Source organism: Microbacterium pollutisoli, assembly GCF_053586795.1.
The window spans coordinates 858,299-876,138 of record NZ_JBNYWT010000001.1 but is presented as its reverse complement, the minus strand read 5'-3'; the positions used below and the strand labels follow the sequence as shown (position 1 = coordinate 876,138).

Sequence of the window (17,840 nt, the reverse complement as noted above, 5' to 3'; positions counted from 1 at the left end):
CGGTCAGGGGATGAGCACGACCTTTCCGTCCACGCCCTCCTCGACCGCGCGGTGCGCGGCGGCGGCATCGGCCAGCGCGAACTGCGGGCCCAGTTCCACCGAGAACCGGCCGGCGGCGATGAGGTTCACGGTGACGGGCACGGCCTCGGCACGCCAGATCAGCTGCTGCGGAGTGAGCGGTTGCGGGCTGCCGCCCGAGAAGGCCCGGATGCCGAGGCCGGCGGCGTCCGCCCCGCGGACGAGCGTCGCGATGCGGCTCTTGTCGGCGACCAGCTCGATCGACGAGGCGAGGGCCTCGTCCGTCCCGGCGAGGTCGATCGCCACGGTCACGCCCTGGGGTGCGGCGGCGCGCACGCGGTCGGCGACTCCTGCGTCGTACGAGATCGGGGTGGCGCCGAGCTCGCGCACCCGGTCGGCGCGGCGGTCGCTCGTGGTGGCGATGACCGTGGCGCCCCACAGGACGGCGAGCTGGATCACCGCCTGGCCGACCGATCCCGAACCGGCGTGGACGAGCACGGTGTCGCCCGGTCCGACCGCCAGCGACCGGAGGGTCTGGTAGGCGGTGCCGACGGGGATGCCGAGGGCGGCGCCCTGGGCCGCCGACACCTGCGGGGGGCGCGGGGTGAGCTGGGCCGGGGTGGTGATCAGGTCGGTGGCGGCGGTGCCCTGCGCGCCGAACACGACCACGGCGTCGTCGACGCGGAAGCCGTCGACATCGGCGCCGACGGCGGTGACGACGCCTGCGCCGTCGCTGCCGACGCGGCGGGGTCCGGTCAGTGGGGCCGAGGAGCGCGCCCCCGAGCGGAGCTTGTGGTCGATCGGGTTGACGCCGGACGCTTCGATGCGCACCAGGACTTCACCCGGTCCGGGAGTGGAGGCTCCCAGGTCGCTGAGTTCGAGGACGTCGGGGCCGCCGAGGGCCGAGTAGGTCAGCGCAGTGGTCATATCCAGGCCAACCGGGCCGGCTCGGCGCCTATTCCGCCGCACCGCGGGCGGGGGCGCTCAGCGCCCGGCGAGGGTCTTGGTGATCCGCTGCAGCGACACGGGCTCGGCGGTGCCCAGGCGCTGCGCGAACAGGCTCACGCGGTACTCCTCGAGCAGCCAGCGGACGTGGGCGAGCGCCGGCGGTGCGTCGGGTGGCAGCGGGATGGTGCCCCCGGCATCCGCGAACAGCGCCGCGGCCCGCTCGAACTCGGTCATGCGCTGCCGGTCGCGCCCCGGGTTGTCGGCCAGCGCCTGCACCCGCTCGAGCGCGCCCTGCAGGTAGCGCGGCAGGTGGGCCAGTCGCGTGACGCCCGTGCGTGAGACGAACCCGGGGTGCACGAGACCCGCCACCTGGGCCTTCACGTCGCCGAGCGCCGCCAGCAGCGTCATCGAGTTCTGTGCGCGCACCGCCTTGTCGACGTCGCGCTGCAGCATGAGGATCCGCGCGGTCAGCGACACCGTCTGGAACAGCTCGTCGACCACGACGGCCGAAAGCCGGTCGCGCACGGCCTCGAACTGCGCCTGCGTGCGGACCGGGGTGTCACCGCGTACGGCGTCGGCCACCGCGGCCCGCGCGTCTTCGATGAGCGCTTTCGCCGACGGATACGGCGAGGCGGCCAGCGCCAGCTTCTCGTTCGCGGTGAGGCGCTCGAGCACATAGGGGGCCGGCGATGGGACGGCCAGCAGCAACAGGCGGCGGATGCCGGTGCGCGTGAGGTCCGCGGCCCGCTCGGCGGTCGCCTCGATCCGCACCGCGACCGAAGACCCCTCGTCGACCAGGGCGGGGTAGCCGCGCACGACACCGCCGGCGACCTTCGTGTCGACCACGTCGGGCAGGTCGCCGACCTCCCACGTGGTCAGCCCGCGGCGTTCGACCACGCCGGCGCGGTCGGCCCCGCCCGGGACCGGACCGCGTGCGGGGCCGGCCGCTCCTGCGACATCCGCCGCGCCACCCGCCCGGCCGCGCCCGCCGCCGCGGCCGGGCGCGGCGAGCGAGCGCGCCACCGAGTCGCGGGCGCGGTCGGCGAGCTGCCGCTGGAGCGCTGTCAGGTCGCGGGAGGAGCCGACGGTCCGCCCGCGCGCATCCACGGCACGGAACGACATCATCAGGTGGGCCGGCACCCGGTCCATCTCGAAGTCGTCGGCACTGACCGGCTGGTGCGCGACGTGCTGGATGCGGGCGGCCAGGGCGGCCCGCAACGAGGTCGGCGGCATCCCGTCGTGCGATTCGGGACCGGCGCCCACCAGTTCCGCGCCCAGCCGTGCCGCCCAATCGGCCGCCGGGACCACATGCCGCCGGATCGCCTTGGGCAGGGCCCGAAGCAGCCCCGCGATGAGCTCGTCGCGCAGGCCCGGCACCTGCCAGTCGAAGCCGTCCGGGGTCACCTGTGCCAGCAGGGGCAGCGGGATCACGACGCTCACCCCGTCGTCGGGCGCGCCGGGCTCGAACCGGTAGGCCAGCGACAGCGTCTGATCGCGCTGCTGCCACCGCGTCGGGAAGGCGCGCTCGTCGGCGCGCGTGGCGTCGTCGACCAGGTCGGCCTCAGTGAGGTCGAGCAGGTGCGGGGTGGCCGTGATCTGCTCGCGCCACCACGTCTCGAACGAGCGCACGTCGAACACGTCGGCGGGTATGCGCGCGTCGTAGAACGCGTACACGGCCTCGTCACCGGCGAGGATGTCGCGGCGCCGCTCGCGCTCCTCGAGCTTCTCCAACCGGCGACGCTGCTCGAGATTGCGGCGCTCGAACGCCGTGAGCCGCTTGTCGAGGTGGTGCGTGTTCCACTCGCCGTCGACCAGGGCGTGGCGCAGGAACAGCTCGCGGGCCAGCTCCCGGTCCGTGCGGGCCAGCTGCACGCGGCGCCGGGGAATGATCTCGACCCCGAACAGGGTCACCTTCTCGGCGGCGACGGCCGCCCCGGCATCCTTCGACCAGTGCGGGTCGGAGAGGGACCGGTGCGCGAGGTCGCCGGCGAGCTCTTCGGCCCATGCCGGGTCGATGACCGCGACGGTCCGCGCGAACAGCCGCGAGGTCTCGACGAGCTCGGCGGCCATCACCGCGTCGGGCGAGGCCTTGCGGAGCCCCGACCCGGGGAAGATCGCGAACGACGCGCCCCGCGCCCCGCGGTACTCGGCCAGCGGCTTGCGTCGCGAGGGATCCTTGCCCCCGCCCTGCTTGGCGAGGCTGCGCGTGTCGAGGATGCCGATGTGCGAGAGCAGGCCGGACAGGATCGCGTGGTGCACGAGCGCCGGGTCGGCGGCCGCCTCGGTGCCGGCCTCGTCGGGGCCGTCGGAGCGGCGGGCGTCGCCGGTGAGCTGCCGCAGCTGCCGGTGCACGTCGAACCATTCCCGCACGCGCACATAGTTGAGGTGCTCGGCGCGCACGAGGCGGCGGAAGGCGCTCGAGCCCAGTTCGCGCTGCTGGGTGCGCAGGTGGTTCCACAGGTTCAGCAGGGTGAGGAAGTCGCTGGTCGGGTCGGTGAACCGTGCGTGCAGCCGATCGGCCTCGGCGCGCTTGCCCGGTTCGTCCACGGAGGGGCGTTCACGCACGTCCTGGATCGACAGCCCGGCGACGATCGCCCGCACGTCCCGGGTCACGCCCAGCCGCTGCGCCTCGATGAGCATGCGCGCAAAGCGCGGATCGATGGGCAGCCGCGCGATCTGGCGGCCGATCTTGGTGAGGCGGGGCTCCCCGCGCCCGTCACGGCCGCGGGTCACCGCGCGCAGCTCGGTGAGCAGGTCGAAGGCCGCCTTCACGCCGCGGCTGTCGGGCGGGGTGAGGAACGGGAAGGCGGCGATGTCGCCGAACCCGAGCGCCAGCATCTGCAGGATGACCGCGGCCAGCGACGTGCGGCGGATCTCCGGCTCGGTGTACTCGGGCCGGGACGCGAAGTCCTCTTCGCTGTACAGGCGGATCGCGATGCCCGCCGATGTGCGGCCGGCGCGTCCGGAGCGCTGTTGCGCCGAAGCCTGCGACACCGGCTCGATCGGCAGCCGCTGGATCTTCGACCGGTTGCTGTAGCGCGAGATGCGCGCGGTCCCGGCATCCACCACGTAGCGGATGCCGGGCACGGTCAGGCTCGTCTCGGCCACGTTGGTGGCCAGGATCACCCGGCGCCGCACCCCGGCGACGGTGGACGGCTCGAACACGCGGTGCTGCTCGGCCGCCGACAGCCGCCCGTACAGCGGCAGGACCTCGGTGGGGCGCGCCTGCGCGGAGTACATGCCGCGGACGGCATCCGCCGCATCGCGGATCTCGGCCTCGCCGGGGAGGAACACCAGCACGTCGCCGTCGGGCTCGCGATCGAGCTCGGCGAGCGCGGCCAGCAGTCCGTCGACGTCGTCGGGGGCGTCCGGGTCGTCGTGCGGGCGGTAGCGGATCTCGACCGGATACGTCCGCCCCGAGACTTCGATGATCGGCGCCGGGGCCTCGTCGGGGCCGGCGAAGTGCTTCGCGAAGCTCTCCGGGTCGATGGTGGCCGAGGTGATGATCACCTTCAGGTCGGCCCGCTCGGGCAGGATGCGCACGAGATACCCGAGCAGGAAGTCGATGTTCAGGGACCGCTCGTGGGCCTCGTCGACGATGATCGTGTCGTAGCGGCGCAGCAGGCGGTCGCGGTGGATCTCGTTGAGCAGGATGCCGTCGGTGACCAGCGCGACCTTCGTGTCGGCGCCGACCTGGTCGGTGAAGCGCACCTTGTAGCCCACGGCGCCGCCCAGGGGCACCTCCAGCTCCTGGGCGATGCGCTCGGCGATCGTGCGCGCGGCGATGCGGCGCGGCTGGGTGTGGGCGATCGAAGTGCGCCCGAGCTCGAGGCAGATCTTCGGCAGCTGCGTCGTCTTGCCCGACCCGGTCGCTCCGGCGACGATGACGACCTGGTGGTCGGCGATGGCGCGCGCGATCTCGTCGCGCGCGGCGCTGACGGGCAGCTCGGGCGGGTACGAGATGCGGGGTTCGGGAGAGGGCATAGCGTTCCATCGTATGACGAGCGCCGCCGTAGGCTGAATGGATGAGCATTCCCACGATCACCCTCAACGACGGCCACACCATCCCGCAGCTCGGCTTCGGCGTCTTCAAGGTGGATCCGGCCGGGACCGAGCGCATCGTGAGCGAGGCCCTCGAAGCCGGCTACCGGCACATCGACACCGCCGCGATCTACGGCAACGAGGAGGGGGTCGGCCGGGCGATCGCTTCCAGCGGCATCCCCCGCGACGAGCTGTACATCACCACCAAGCTGTGGTTCACCGAGCAGGCCGGGGACAAGCCTGTCGCCGCGCTGGACGCCAGCCTCGACAAGCTCGGCCTCGACCGGGTGGACCTGTACCTGTCGCACTGGCCGGCTCCGGCCAACGGCCACTACGTCAACGCGTGGGAGAAGATGGTCGCCCTGCGCGAGGCCGGCAAGGCCACGAGCATCGGGGTCTCGAATCACCTTCCCGAGCATCTGGATGCCGTGATCGCGGCCACCGGCGTGGTCCCGGCCGTCGACCAGATCGAACTGCACCCGGCCTACCAGCAGCGTGACGTGACGGCCTACGCCGCCGAGCGCGGCATCCGCATCGAGGCGTGGGGGCCGCTGGGTCAGGGCAAGTACCCGCTGTTCGAGGAAGAGCCGGTCGTGGCGGCCGCCGCCGCGCACGGCAAGACCCCCGCGCAGGTCGTGCTGCGGTGGCACCTGCAGCAGGGGTTCATCGTGTTCCCGAAGTCGAACCGCGCCGAGCGCATGAGCGAGAACATCGACGTGTTCGACTTCGAGCTGACCGGTGACGAGGTCGCCGCGATCACCGCGCTCGAGCGCGGGGGCCGGGTGTCGTCGCACCCGAACGAGGTGAACTAGACCCAGCCGGACAGCCAGTTGTGCAGGCGGTAGAACTCGTAGGGCACCTCGATCGCCGACCACAGCGGGTACCAGAACGCCGACAGCAGCACCGCGAACACGAGGAACACCCCGACGACGCGCTGTCCGGTCAGCCGGCGGTCGGGCGGCGCATGCCGCGCACCACTGATCGCCCGCAGGGCGAAGGTGAGCGCGAGCAGCAGGAACGGCATGATCGCGACGGTGTAGAACTGGAACGTCGTGCGCTCGGGGAACAGCAGCCACGTCAGCCACGTCGCCGCCAGGGCGGTCAGCACCACCGCGTGCCGCCCGTCCCGGGCGACGACGAACCGGTACAGGAGCCAGGCCGCCGCGGCGACACCGGCGTACCACAGCAGCGGATTGGGCATGCTGTAGATGATCTGCAGGCAGCCGCTCGCGCTCGCGCAGCCGGCCTCGCCGTCGGCGGTGCTCGCGGCGTACATCGACGTGGGACGCCACAGGAACGCCCACGCCCACGCCGGCGACATGTAGTTGTGCGCGGTGTCCATGGTCGCCATCGAGTTGTAGATCGTGACGTGGTACTCCCACAGGCTCGCCAGCGCTGAGTCGGCCTTGTGCCGTCCGTACCCGCCGTCGGTGACCAGCCAGCCCGTCCATGACGCCAGGTAGACCAGGGCAGCCACCGGCACCAGCAGCACGAAGGATGCCGCACCCTGACGCACGACATCCATCGGCCACGCCGCGATGCCGAGCCGGCGCCGCTCGAGCGCGTCGGTGACGACGAGGTGGATGCCGATCGCGGCCAGCACCCACACGCCGGACCACTTCACGGCGGTGGCGGCGCCGGCCGCCGCGCCGGCGGCGATCACCCACGGCCGGTTCCACAGCAGCGGGCCCCACCGCGGCGGATCGCCGTCGAGGTACACGACGCGGTCGGCGAGTCGGTCGAGGTGGCGGCGTCGGTCGAGCACCAGGAACCAGAACGCCAGCAGGATGAACAGGGTCAGGAAGATGTCCAACAGTGCGACGCGGCTCATCGCGATGCCGATGCCGTCGATCGCGAGCAGGAACGAGGCGACGCCACCGAAGGCCACGGAGTTCGTCAGGGCTTTGGCGAGCAGGTACAGCACCAGTACGCAGGCCGTGCCGCACAGTGCCGCGGCGATGCGCCAGCCGAACGACGAATCGGCGCCGAAGACGGCCATGCCCAGGCCGATGAGGTACTTGCCCAGCGGCGGGTGGACCACGAAGCTCGGGTCGGTCGTGAAGATATCGGTCTCGCCGGCGACGAAGCGCGCGTCGGCGTCGTCGGGCCAGGTCACCGCGTATCCGAGGTTCCACTGCGACCACGCGTCTTTCACGTAGTACGTCTCGTCGAACACCAGCGCGTGCGGGTGTCCGACGTTGACGATCCGCAGCACGCCGGCCAGCAGCGTCACCAGCGTGGGCACGAGCCAGCGGTACCGGCGCTGCAGCGCTGGGTCGGCCGCGTAGCGCTCGCGCCAGCGGTCGACGAACGACCCGGGAGCGGGCAGCAGCGGCACGGCGGAGGTCACGCGGACAAGCCTATGCTGGGGCGGTGATCATCCTCGCGGCGACCCCGATCGGCAATCTGGGCGACGCGTCGCCGCGGCTGGTGGCCGCGCTGGAGGCGGCCCCGGTCGTCGCCGCCGAGGACACCCGCACCGCGCAGCGGCTGCTGCGCGCCTTGAACGTCGAGAACCGGCCCCGGCTGCTGGCCCTGCACGACCACAACGAGAAGCAGCGGGCCGCCGAACTGGTCGCCCAGGCCGCCGAGACCGACCTGCTCGTGCTCAGCGACGCGGGAATGCCGACCGTCAGCGACCCGGGCTTCGCGCTGGTGGCCGAAGCCGTCGCACAGGGGGTCACCGTGACCGCCCTCCCGGGGCCCAGCGCCGTGATCACCGCGCTCGCCGTGGCCGGCCTGCCCACCGACCGGTTCACCTTCGAGGGGTTCCTGCCGCGCAAGGCGGGGGAGCGGCGCGCGGCGCTGTCGGCACTGGCATCCGAACCGCGCACCATGGTGTTCTTCGAAGGACCCTCCCGCCTGGCCGAGACCCTGACGGCGATGGCCGACGCGTTCGGTGCCGACCGGCGAGCGGCGGTGTGCCGCGAGCTGACCAAACTGCACGAAGAGGTCGTTCGCGGTCCGCTGGCGGAGCTGGCGGACTGGGCCGCCGACGGGGTGCGCGGGGAGATCGTGGTCGTGGTCTCCGGCGCTCCGGCGCGTGGGGTGTCGGAGGAGGAGGCCGTCGCGGAAGTGCTGCGGCTGGTCGCCGACGGCATCCGGTTGAAGGATGCCGCCGGCGAGGTGGCCACCGCCACGGGTCGCTCGTCGCGCGAGCTGTATCAGGCGGCGCTGGCCGCCCGCAGCGTCAGCCCTTGACCGAACCGGCCGTCAGACCGCCGACGATGTAGCGCTGCAGCGACAGGAACAGCGCGAGCACCGGGATCGATGCGAGCACGGCGCCGGCGGCGAACAGCCCCCAGTTGCTGGCGAGCTGGTTCGACACCCACTGGAACATGCCGACCGCGAGGGTCCAGTTGTCTTCGGAGACCAGCACGATCTTGGCCACGATGTAATCGCCGAACGCCGCGATGAACGCCAGCAGGGCGACCACGGCCAGGATCGGGGTCACCAGCGGCATGATCAGCTTCCAGAAGATCTGCGCGTGGGTGGCGCCGTCGATCTTCGCGGACTCGTCGATCTCGATCGGCACGGTGTTGAAGAACCCGTACATGAGGAACGTGTTCACACCCAGGGCCCCGCCCAGGTACACGCAGATCAGGGCGACCTTCGAGTTCAGCCCGAGTGCGGGGAACACCTCGCCCAGCGCCAGCAGCATGAGGAAGATGGCGACGAACGCGAGCGCCTGCGGGAACATCTGGATGATCAGCAGCGCCGTCAGGCCCACCCGGCGCCCCGTGAAGCGGAAGCGGGAGAAGGCGTACGCCGCGGCGGCGCCCATCAGCACGGCGCCGATCGCCGAGACGCCGCCGACCAGCAGGGTGTTGCCGTACCAGGTCCAGTACGCGGTGTCGCTCAGGCTCGCGTAGTTCGACAGGTCGAAAGCGCTGAACAGGGCGTTGCTGGCGGCCAGGCTCCCGCTCGGGTTGAGCGAGGCCGACAGCACGTACACGAGCGGGAAGATCGCGTAGAACAGGATGACGGCGGCGACCAGGTACTTCCAGCCGACCTCGAGCAGCCAGCGCTTGCGGCGCGCACTGCTGCGGCTCGGGGCGGCGGCACCGCGCGGCACGGTGGCGGTCACGGGCTGTGCGGGAGCGGACATCACTGGTACTCCTCGAGCTTCTTGGTCTGGCGGAACGCCAGCGCGGAGATGAGGCCGACGACGATGAACACGAGGATCGACAGGGCGCTGGCCAGGCCGTAGTCGGCCTTGCCGCCGGAGACCCCGGAGATGTCGTAGATCGCCGAGATGAGGATGTCGGTGGCCCCGAGCGCGTAGGGCGCCCCGGGGATGGCCGGGCCGCCGTTGTTGAACATGTAGATCACGGTGAAGTTGTTGAACGCGAACGCGAACGACGAGATCATCAGCGGCGCGGTCGACACCAGCACCAGCGGCAGGATGATCGAGCGCAGCTGGCGGAACCGGCCGGCGCCGTCGATCGAGGCCGCTTCCAGCGCGTCGGACGGCAGCGCCTGGATCGCACCGGTGCACACGAGGAAGAAGTACGGGTAGGTCAGCCACACGTTCACGAACAGCACGGCGCCGCGGGCCAGCCACGGATCGCCCAGCCAGTCGATGTTGGCCCCGCCGAAGAACAGCTCGTTGATCACGCCGAACTCGGCGTTGAACATCCCGCGGAACAGCAGCGCCGACATGAACGCCGGGAAGGCGTAGGGGAGGATGAACAGGGTCCGCAGGATTTTGCGGCCCTTCACCCGTGGGTCGTTGAAGATGATCGCGAAGATCAGGCCCATCGCGAACGGGATGAGCACCGACAGGATCGCCCAGACGAAGGTCCACAGCGTCACCATCGCCAACGGCTGGAACAGTGCGGGGTCGGTGAACAGCCGGGCGAAGTTCGCGAAGCCGACGTTCACGGTCCAGCCGGTCGCCAGGCTCTGCCCGTCGTCGGAGGTGAACCGGCCGGCATCGGTGGCGTGGTAGACCGTTCCGGTCGTGGTGTCGGTGATGGTCTGCGCCTCGGCATCCCACACCATCGTCGACAGGTACACGGCGCCGGTGGTGCCTTCGCGCGTGCGGATCGACCCGTCGTTCGGGTCGTCGGAGATCGGCACCCGGAGCGCGACGACCTCCTGTTGCATCTGGATCAGGACGCTGCGGGGCAGGACGTTCCAGCCGGGCACTTCGTCGGGTGCGCCGCTGCCGGCGGCGCCGACGTCCTGCAGGGGCTGGTCGGCCGAGCCGACCATGATGCGGCCGTCGTCGTTGATGGCGAAGCCGAGCGTGCCGCCCTGCTCCACGACCGACAGCGGGTAGGTCGGCGACCCGTCCACGCGCCGCTCACCCTGGCTGAGCGCGGCGTTGACGGCCTGCTCCTGCGAGCCCACGTGGCCGGCGCCGTAGTTGGTGAAGGCGATGTAGGCGGTGTAGCCGAAGATGAACACCTGGAACACGAGCAGGAAGGTCAGGCCCGGCAGCAGGTACTTCAGCGGCAGTGCGCGCTTGGTGAAGTAGATGATGTCGGCGGCCACCAGGAGGATGACCGCTGCGCTGAAGATGAGCCACGACTCCGCGCGGAACGCGGCGATGATCCCCATCAGCCCGAAGGCGTTGATCACCGCCATGATCAACAGCTTCACCAGGAAGCCCCAGCCCATGCCCGCCCAGCGGCGGCCGTGCGGTTCCGGGCGTGCCGGTGGCGCGGTGGCATCCGGCGGCGGGGCGAGCGTTCCCTGCGGAACCGTCATGTCATCTCCTTCAGCTCAGGTGAGATCCGGGGGTGGATGCGGTGGCATCCACCCCCGGAGCGGGATCAGCCGATCGCGGCCTCAAGGTCGGTGATCATCTGGTTCCAGGTCGCCGCGGGGTCGGCGCCCTTGATGATCTGCACCTGGGCAGCGTTCCACAGGTCCCAGACCTGACCCATCTCGGGGATCGAGGGCATCGGCACGCCGTTCTGCGACGAGGCCAGGAAGCCGGCGATCACCGGGTCGGAGGAGACCTTCTCGGCGACGGTCGTCCACGCGGGGATGCGCGGGTCGGCGTCGTAGAGGGCCTGCTGGGCCTCTTCGGTGGCGAGGTAGTTCACGAGGAACTCCTGCGCGACGAGGGGCTCGTCGCTCTCGGCGCTCAGGTAGAAGCCCTGCACGCCCACGAACGGCGACGCGGTCTCGCCGCCGGCCGACGGGATCGGGTTCACCTTGATGTTGACACCCTGAGCGGTCAGCGCCTCGATGGCCCACGGACCCTGCACCGTGTACGCGGCCTTGCCGGACGCGAACAGCTCGTTGTTGATGTCGTAGTCGACGGTCGTCGAGATCTCACCGGTGCCGGTCTCGCCGTTCTCGCCGAGCCAGGCCGCGAACGCCTCGCCGGCCTCGCCGCCCATGCCGACCTCGCTCGTGTACGAGCCGGAGTCGTCCTGGACGAACACCGGGGCGCCGAACGAGGTCTGGAAGCCGTACATCGTGTAGGCGTCACCGGTCTGACCGGCGGTGTTGATCGCGATCGCGCGCTCGGCGCCGGCCGCGTCGGCCGCGGCGATCATGTCGTCCCAGGTCGCCGGAGCGTCCTCGCCGACCATGTCGGTGTTCTGGATGAGCGCGATCGTCTCGAGCGAGTAGGGCAGCGCGTAGAGCTGGCCGTCGTAGGTCATCGCGTCCAGCGCGACCTGCTCGAACTCGCCCGCCTTGTCGCCCAGGTCGAGCGTCGAGACGACACCGGCCTGCACGAGGCCGCCGAGCCAGTCGTGGGCGCCGATGGTGATGTCGGGGCCCTCGCCGGTGGGAACCTGGTTGGTGAAGTCGGCGCGGATGTCCTCGAAGTTCTTCTGAACGAGCTCGATCGTGGCGCCGGTCTCCTCCTCGAAGGCCGCGGCGGCGGCCTCGATGGCGGGCTTGCGGTTCTCGTCGGTCCAGACGGTGAGCGTCACGCCGCTCGCGTCGATCGGCTCGTCCGGCTCTTCCGGAGCCTCGGAGCCGCCGCCGGCGCAGCCGGCGAGCAGAAGGCTGGACGCCGCGAGCGCGGCGATGCCGATTGCCATCTTGCGCATGGATTTTCCTTCCATAGGTGGTCGATCCTGCGGGCCTCGAGGTGAGGTCGCGCCCTTACGACCGATGGTGGTGGCTGCGCCGGGTGGGCGCAACCGGTTTTCTCAGTGCGGTGTGCTCAGGCGATGCCTGCGCACGGGGTGGTGAGGGGGAGCGTCAGTGCGAACCTCCCTCTCCGGCTGTGTGCGGCGTGCGGATGACGGCGACGTCGCCGCCCGCCAGTTCCAGCATGCCCTCGGCAGCGGTCTGTGTGAACAGATCCGTGCCGGAAACAGACAACGAAACGGTCTCGGTCCCGTGGTTGATCGCGACGAGGTAGTCCGCGTCGGTTCCGCGGCGGCGCACGGCCTCGACGCCCGGGGGCAGATCCGCCGGGGCGATGCCCGCGTCGGCGTACACCTCGGTCATGATCGCGGCCAGTCCTTCCGCGTCCGGACGGGTGCTGACGTACCAGCCGTGTCCGGTGCCGTGCGCGCGCCGGGTGATGGCGGGGGCGCCGGCGGCCGGTCCGCTGAGGTAGCGGCCGCGCACCTCCGCGCCGGCGAGGACGAGGTCCTCCTGCCAGACGTCGGTGCGCAGCGGGCGTCCGTCGAACTCGACGGTGGCGGTCGCGCCTTCCCGGAGCGGCAGGTGCTCCTCGACGCGGATGCCGAGTGACGGCGTCAGCGGTGCGGCGAAGCCGCCCACGTGCACAGCGTCGTTCTCGTCTACGACGCCCGAGAAGTAGGAGACCAGCAGGGTGCCGCCGGCTTCGACGTAGCGGTTGAGGTTGTCGGCGTCGACCGTGCGCAGCAGGTACTGGGCGGGCGCGATCACGAGCTTGTAGCCGGAAAGGTCGTGCCCGGGCAAGGCGAAGTCGACGGTGATGCCGTCGCGCCAGAGCCGCTCGTAGTACGCGCGGATGCGCTCGGCGTGGCTGAGGTCCTCGCTCGGGCGCCATTCGAGGTCCTGCGCCCAGAACGATTCGAAGTCCCACAGGATCGCGACATCGGCATCCACGCGCGACCCGCGCACTTCGCCGAGGGTGGCCAGCTTCGCGCCGAGGTCGGTGACCTCGCGGAACACGCGGGAGTCGGTGCCGGCGTGCGGGACCATCGCGGAGTGGAACTTCTCGGCCCCGCTGCGGCCGGCGCGCCACTGGAAGAACAGGATGCCGTCGGCTCCGCGGCCCAGGTGCGCCAGCGAGTTGCGGGCCATCTCGCCGGGACGCTTGGCGACGTTGCGCGGCTGCCAGTTGACGGCCGACGTGGAGTGCTCCATCAGGATCCACGGGTTGCCGCCGCCGACCGAACGGGTCAGGTCCGCGGCGATCGCCAGCCCGATCTCGCCCTCTTCGTCGGCGGCCCACAGGTAGTGGTCGTCCGAGACGACGTCGACTTCGCGGGCCCACGCCCACAGGTCGCAGCCGTTGTGCTGGTTCGCCATGAAGTTCGTGGTGATCGGCCGGTCGCTGTGCGCGCGGATCGCGTCGCGCTCCGCGATGAAGCAGGCGCGCAGCTGGTGGTCGGTGAACCGCGCGTAGTCGAGGCGCTGGGCGGGGTTGACGACGCTGGGGGCCGCGGCCGGAGCCCCGATGTGCTCCCACTCGCCGTAGTGCTGGCCCCAGAAGGCGGTGCCCCAGGCGGCGTTGAGCGCGTCGAGGGTGCCGTAGCGCTCCTGCAGCCAGAGCCGCCACTCACGTACGGCGTGGGGGGAGTAGTCCTCGCCCACGGGCACGCCGTACTCGTTGTGCACGTGCCAGAGCACGACGGCGGGGTGATCGCCGTAGCGCTTCGCGAGCTCGGTGGCGATGCGCACGGCGGCCTCGCGGTAGGCGGGGGCGGAGTGGGAGGCCATGCCGCGGGCGCCGAAGCCGAGGGTGACGCCGTCGCGAGTGACCACGCGCGCGTCGGGGTGGTTCGCGAAGAACCAGGCGGGCGGCGAAGCGGTCGGTGTGCCCAGGTCGACCTTGATGCCGTTGGCGTGCAACAGCTCGATGACCTCGTCGAGCCAGGCGAAGTCGAACTCGCCCTCGCGGACCTCGAGCAGTCCCCAGGCGAAGATGCCGATGCTGACGAGGTTGACACCGGCTTCGCGCATGAGGGCGACGTCTTCGCGCCACACCTCACGGGGCCACTGCTCGGGCGTGTAATCGCCGCCGTAGGCGATCGCGTCCAGGTCGGGCCAGCGCGGGGAGCTCATTGTCCTTCTCCTCGTTCCTCGCGGACGCGATCGCAACGGTGCGAACTGCACCTGTGACCGGTCCCAGTGTCGTGTCCCAGTCTAGGCGGCCTTTCGGTTCGGCGCCCGCCGCCGTTACCGAACTGTGACCGGTCACAGCGAGGAAGGTCGTGCCGTGGGGCCTTACCGCCTCCGGTTGCGGCTGCGCGATAGAGTCGGCGCGTGGGGCCCTCAAGCGCGCGACGACCGACGATTCGTGATGTGGCCGCGGTGGCCGGCGTGTCGCACGGCACCGTGTCGCGGGTCATCAACGGCGGGCACTGGGTGTCGCCGGAGGCGCGGGCGGCTGTGGAAGAGGCGATCCGGACCACCGGTTACACGGTCAGCCATGCGGCGCGGAGCCTGGCGACCGGGCGCGCGAACTCGGTGGCGTTCCTGCTGACCGAGCCGCAGCATCTGCTGTTCAACGACCCGACGTTCGCGCTGCTGCTGCGGGGGGCGACCGAGGCACTGGCACAGCGCGGCATGACGCTCGTGCTGCTGGTGGCCGACACGCCCCTGGAACGGGCGAACGTGGAGAACTATGTGCGCGCGGGCCACGTCGACGGCGTGCTGCTCATCTCGTCGCACGAGTCGAACCCGCTTCTGGCTTCGCTCATCGCGGCCGGCGTCCCGACGGTGTGCACGGGTGTCCCGCTGGGTGACCCGGTGGCCGTGCCGACGGTCTCGGTGAACGAGGAGGCGTCGGCGCGGGAGATGACCCGCTATCTCATCGGCCGCGGGTACCGCCGCATCGGCGTGATCACCGGGCCGAACGACACGCCGGGCGGCCGGCACCGGCTGGTCGGGTTCCGGGCCGAGATGGGCGACCGGTTCGACCCCGAGCTGGTCGTGCAGGATGTGTACTCGAGCGAGGCGGGTGCCGCGGCGATGATGACGCTGCTGGAGCGCGCCCCCGACATCGACGCCGTCTTCGCGGCCTCTGACGTCATGGCCGCGGGCGCCGTATCGGCGTTGCGGCGCGCGGGCAAACGCGTGCCCGAGGACGTCGCCGTCGCCGGATTCGACGACTCGGGTCTGGCCGAGACGACCGAGCCGCCGCTGACGACGATGCGCCAGCCCTGGACGCAGATCAGCACACTGATGGTCGACATGCTGCTGGACGTCATCCGCGGCGAGCGCCCGGACTCGGTCGTCCTGCCCACCGCGCTCGTGGTGCGCGAGAGCGCCTGATCCGCGCGGTTGGTCTGCTCGGCTGTCCCCTGGGTGCCACGCCCGGCCCGCTGGGCGGCTCGACCGGCCCGCGGCTGCTCGACCAATCCGCAGGGTGTCTCCTCGCAGTCCATGTAACTTCCGGCTCACATGGTGTCCGGAGGAGTCACATGATGTCTGTGGCCGCCGTTGTGTGCAGCGGAAGTCACATGGTGTCTGGAGGAGAGGGTGGCAGCGTTCGCGTGAGCGAGATCGTGTGTGACGTGGAACTCACATGGCTCTTTCGGGAGGAAGGCGCGTGTGGCCACCGTTGTGGCTGCGGCGGCGGGGATGTCGGAGGTGCGCCGTAGGGTGCGCGGCATGGATCCATTCGAGGTGATGGCAGAGCCGGTGCGGCGGCGACTCGTCGAGGTGCTGGCCAGCGGCGAGCACACGGCGGGCGAGCTTGCGGCCGCGGTGGGTGCCGAGTTCCGCGTCAGCCGCACGGCCATCTCCAAACACCTCCGGGTGCTGCGCGATGCCGACTTCGTCGGTGTCGTGGGCGATCAGCAGTGGCGCTGGTACTACCTGAAGCGCAGCGCGTTCGACGGCATCGACGTGGCGCTGGCCGAACTGCGCGAGAAGATGGCCGGCGCGGCCGGCTACGACCACGAGAACCGGTGCGACCACGATCCGCTCGCCGGGCTCGCACAGGTGAAGACGAGAGGGCCGGCGCGGAAGTCACGGCGGGGGATGCGCGGACGGCAGACCGAGCGCTACTTCGCGAGCGAGCCCGACCTCGGGCTGTTCCCCGTCTACCCGACGTACCTGCCCCCGTGGCCCGACGAGCCGGCGTCACACGCGGCGGGCATCGAACCGGTCCAGCCTAGAATCGACGGGTGACCACCGGCAGTTTCTACATCACGACCCCGATCTACTACCCGTCCGACGTTCCGCACATCGGCCACGGGTACACGACGGTCGCCGTCGACGCGCTCGCGCGCTGGCACCGGCAGTCGGGGGACGACACCTGGATGCTCACCGGCACCGACGAGCACGGCCAGAAGATGCTGCGCGCGGCCGCGGCCAACGGCGTCACCCCGCAGGAATGGGTGGACAAGCTCGTCAGCGAGTCCTGGTTCCCCCTGCTGGAGACCCTCGACGTCGCCAATGACGACTTCATCCGCACGACGCAGGAGCGGCACGAGAAGAGCGTGCAGGTGTTCTTCCAGCGGCTCTACGACGCCGGCTACATCTACGCCGGCGAGTACGAAGCCCTGTACTGCGTGGGCTGCGAGGAGTTCAAGCCCGACTCGGAGATCGTCGACGGCACCGGGCCGTTCGAAGGCCTCAAGGTCTGCGCGATCCACTCCAAGCCACTCGAGCTGCTGCAGGAGAAGAACTACTTCTTCAAGCTCAGCGAGTTCCAGGACCGACTGCTCGAGCTCTACAAGACCCAGCCCGACTTCGTGCGCCCCTCCTCGGCGCGCAACGAGGTCATCTCGTTCGTCCGCAGCGGCCTGAAGGATCTCTCCATCTCCCGCTCGACGTTCGACTGGGGCATCCCGCTGCCGTGGGACACCTCGCACGTCATCTACGTGTGGGTCGACGCGCTGCTCAACTACGCGACCGCCGTCGGCTACGGCCAGGACGAGGAGAACTTCGCGCGGCGCTGGCCGGCCTACCACGTCGTGGGCAAGGACATCCTGCGCTTCCACGCCGTCATCTGGCCCGCGATGCTCATGGCGGCCGGGCTCGACGTGCCCCGCGGTGTGTTCGCCCACGGCTGGCTGCTGGTGGGCGGCGAGAAGATGTCGAAATCCAAGCTCACCGGCATCGCGCCCACCGAGATCACCGACGTGTTCGGCTCCGACGCCTACCGGTTCTACTTCCTCTCGGCCATCGCCTTCGGGCAGGACGGCTCCTTCTCGTGGGAGGACCTCGCCGCGCGCTACCAGGCCGAGCTGGCTAACGGGTTCGGCAACCTGGCATCCCGCACCGTCGCGATGATCGGCCGCTACTTCGACGGCGTCGTTCCGACGCCGGACGAATACACCGAGCTCGACCGGAAGATCCAGCAGACCGTGGCCGACGCCGCAGCGGCGGCCGACCGGCACATGACCGACTTCCGGCCCGACGAGGCCATCGACGCGATCTGGACGATTGTCGACGCGGTGAACGGCTACATCACCGAGACCGAGCCGTGGGCACTGGCCAAGGTGGACGCGCAGCGCGCCCGCCTGGGCACCGTGCTGTACACCGCCGCCGAGAGCCTGCGTGCCCTCGCCGTGCTGCTCTCGCCGATCATGCCCGCCGCGACCGCCACCCTGTGGGACGCGCTCGGGCAGGACGGGCAGCTCGTCGACCAGCCGATCCGCGACGCGGGGCGGTGGGGGCAGCTCGTCCCGCGGACGACCGTGCACACGCTCGCGCCGCTGTTCCCGCGCGTCGAGCAGTAGGCCCGG

12 protein-coding genes are annotated in these 17,840 nt (G+C 70.9%); 5 read left to right on the top strand and 7 right to left on the bottom strand.

The annotated features are described in order from the left end of the window. Positions 1-3: 3 nt before the first annotated feature. Complete coding sequence (locus tag ACQ143_RS04215; RefSeq protein WP_449569443.1) at positions 4-945, bottom strand: quinone oxidoreductase family protein; 942 nt, start codon at positions 943-945, stop codon at positions 4-6. A 57-nt stretch (positions 946-1,002) separates the two neighbouring features. Then, positions 1,003-4,950: an ATP-dependent RNA helicase HrpA gene (hrpA, locus tag ACQ143_RS04210; protein WP_449569442.1), complete on the bottom strand. Its 3,948-nt coding sequence runs from the start codon at positions 4,948-4,950 to the stop codon at positions 1,003-1,005. A 41-nt stretch (positions 4,951-4,991) separates the two neighbouring features. Here hrpA and ACQ143_RS04205 point away from each other — a divergent pair, with 41 nt between their 5' ends. Then, the gene (locus ACQ143_RS04205; RefSeq protein ID WP_449569441.1) at positions 4,992-5,819 is read left to right on the top strand and encodes an aldo/keto reductase; all 828 of its coding nucleotides are present in this window, start codon (positions 4,992-4,994) and stop codon (positions 5,817-5,819) included. Here the strand turns inward: ACQ143_RS04205 and ACQ143_RS04200 are convergent. Continuing rightward, the gene (locus ACQ143_RS04200) at positions 5,816-7,357 is read right to left on the bottom strand and encodes a dolichyl-phosphate-mannose--protein mannosyltransferase (RefSeq protein WP_449569440.1); all 1,542 of its coding nucleotides are present in this window, start codon (positions 7,355-7,357) and stop codon (positions 5,816-5,818) included. The genes ACQ143_RS04205 and ACQ143_RS04200 overlap by 4 nt on opposite strands. A gap of 23 nt (positions 7,358-7,380) precedes the next feature. Between ACQ143_RS04200 and rsmI the strand changes: the two genes are divergently transcribed. Continuing rightward, positions 7,381-8,208, top strand: a complete 828-nt coding sequence (rsmI, locus tag ACQ143_RS04195) for a 16S rRNA (cytidine(1402)-2'-O)-methyltransferase (RefSeq protein WP_449569439.1) — start codon at positions 7,381-7,383, stop codon at positions 8,206-8,208. On the opposite strand, the gene ACQ143_RS04190 is transcribed toward rsmI, so the two are convergent. The 4 genes from ACQ143_RS04190 to ACQ143_RS04175 all read right to left on the bottom strand — a co-directional run bounded on the left by ACQ143_RS04190 (position 8,198) and on the right by ACQ143_RS04175 (position 14,205). Continuing rightward, on the bottom strand, positions 8,198-9,115 hold the full coding sequence (locus ACQ143_RS04190; protein ID WP_449569438.1) for a sugar ABC transporter permease: 918 nt from the start codon (positions 9,113-9,115) through the stop codon (positions 8,198-8,200). The two genes, rsmI and ACQ143_RS04190, sit on opposite strands and share 11 nt — an antisense overlap. Further along, positions 9,115-10,722, bottom strand: a complete 1,608-nt coding sequence (locus ACQ143_RS04185) for an ABC transporter permease subunit (protein ID WP_449569437.1) — start codon at positions 10,720-10,722, stop codon at positions 9,115-9,117. Before ACQ143_RS04185 ends, ACQ143_RS04190 begins: the two co-directional genes overlap by 1 nt. A gap of 65 nt (positions 10,723-10,787) precedes the next feature. Further along, positions 10,788-12,026 (bottom strand): sugar ABC transporter substrate-binding protein, encoded by a 1,239-nt coding sequence (locus ACQ143_RS04180; protein ID WP_449569436.1) that lies wholly within the window; start codon positions 12,024-12,026, stop codon positions 10,788-10,790. Positions 12,027-12,180: 154 nt separating this feature from the next. After that, a complete protein-coding gene (locus ACQ143_RS04175; RefSeq protein WP_449569435.1) occupies positions 12,181-14,205 on the bottom strand; it encodes a beta-galactosidase in 2,025 nt (674 codons plus the stop codon). A gap of 201 nt (positions 14,206-14,406) precedes the next feature. Between ACQ143_RS04175 and ACQ143_RS04170 the strand changes: the two genes are divergently transcribed. From ACQ143_RS04170 to metG, 3 genes are all read left to right on the top strand, one after another. Beyond that, positions 14,407-15,417 (top strand): LacI family DNA-binding transcriptional regulator, encoded by a 1,011-nt coding sequence (locus tag ACQ143_RS04170; protein ID WP_449569434.1) that lies wholly within the window; start codon positions 14,407-14,409, stop codon positions 15,415-15,417. Between the two features lie 339 nt (positions 15,418-15,756). Next, on the top strand, positions 15,757-16,278 hold the full coding sequence (locus ACQ143_RS04165) for an ArsR/SmtB family transcription factor (protein WP_449569433.1): 522 nt from the start codon (positions 15,757-15,759) through the stop codon (positions 16,276-16,278). Then, positions 16,275-17,834, top strand: a complete 1,560-nt coding sequence (metG, locus tag ACQ143_RS04160) for a methionine--tRNA ligase (RefSeq protein ID WP_449569432.1) — start codon at positions 16,275-16,277, stop codon at positions 17,832-17,834. Before ACQ143_RS04165 ends, metG begins: the two co-directional genes overlap by 4 nt. Positions 17,835-17,840: the final 6 nt, after the last annotated feature.

Excerpts from the sequence above, each read along its gene's own strand:
- ACQ143_RS04215 (WP_449569443.1), bottom strand. The coding sequence starts at position 945 with ATGACCACTGCGCTGACCTACTCGGCCCTCGGCGGCCCCGACGTCCTC.
- hrpA (WP_449569442.1), bottom strand. The coding sequence starts at position 4,950 with ATGCCCTCTCCCGAACCCCGCATCTCGTACCCGCCCGAGCTGCCCGTC.
- ACQ143_RS04205 (WP_449569441.1), top strand. The coding sequence starts at position 4,992 with ATGAGCATTCCCACGATCACCCTCAACGACGGCCACACCATCCCGCAG.
- ACQ143_RS04190 (WP_449569438.1), bottom strand. The coding sequence starts at position 9,115 with ATGTCCGCTCCCGCACAGCCCGTGACCGCCACCGTGCCGCGCGGTGCC.
- ACQ143_RS04185 (WP_449569437.1), bottom strand. The coding sequence starts at position 10,722 with ATGACGGTTCCGCAGGGAACGCTCGCCCCGCCGCCGGATGCCACCGCG.
- ACQ143_RS04180 (WP_449569436.1), bottom strand. The coding sequence starts at position 12,026 with ATGCGCAAGATGGCAATCGGCATCGCCGCGCTCGCGGCGTCCAGCCTT.
- ACQ143_RS04175 (WP_449569435.1), bottom strand. The coding sequence starts at position 14,205 with ATGAGCTCCCCGCGCTGGCCCGACCTGGACGCGATCGCCTACGGCGGC.
- ACQ143_RS04165 (WP_449569433.1), top strand. The coding sequence starts at position 15,757 with ATGGATCCATTCGAGGTGATGGCAGAGCCGGTGCGGCGGCGACTCGTC.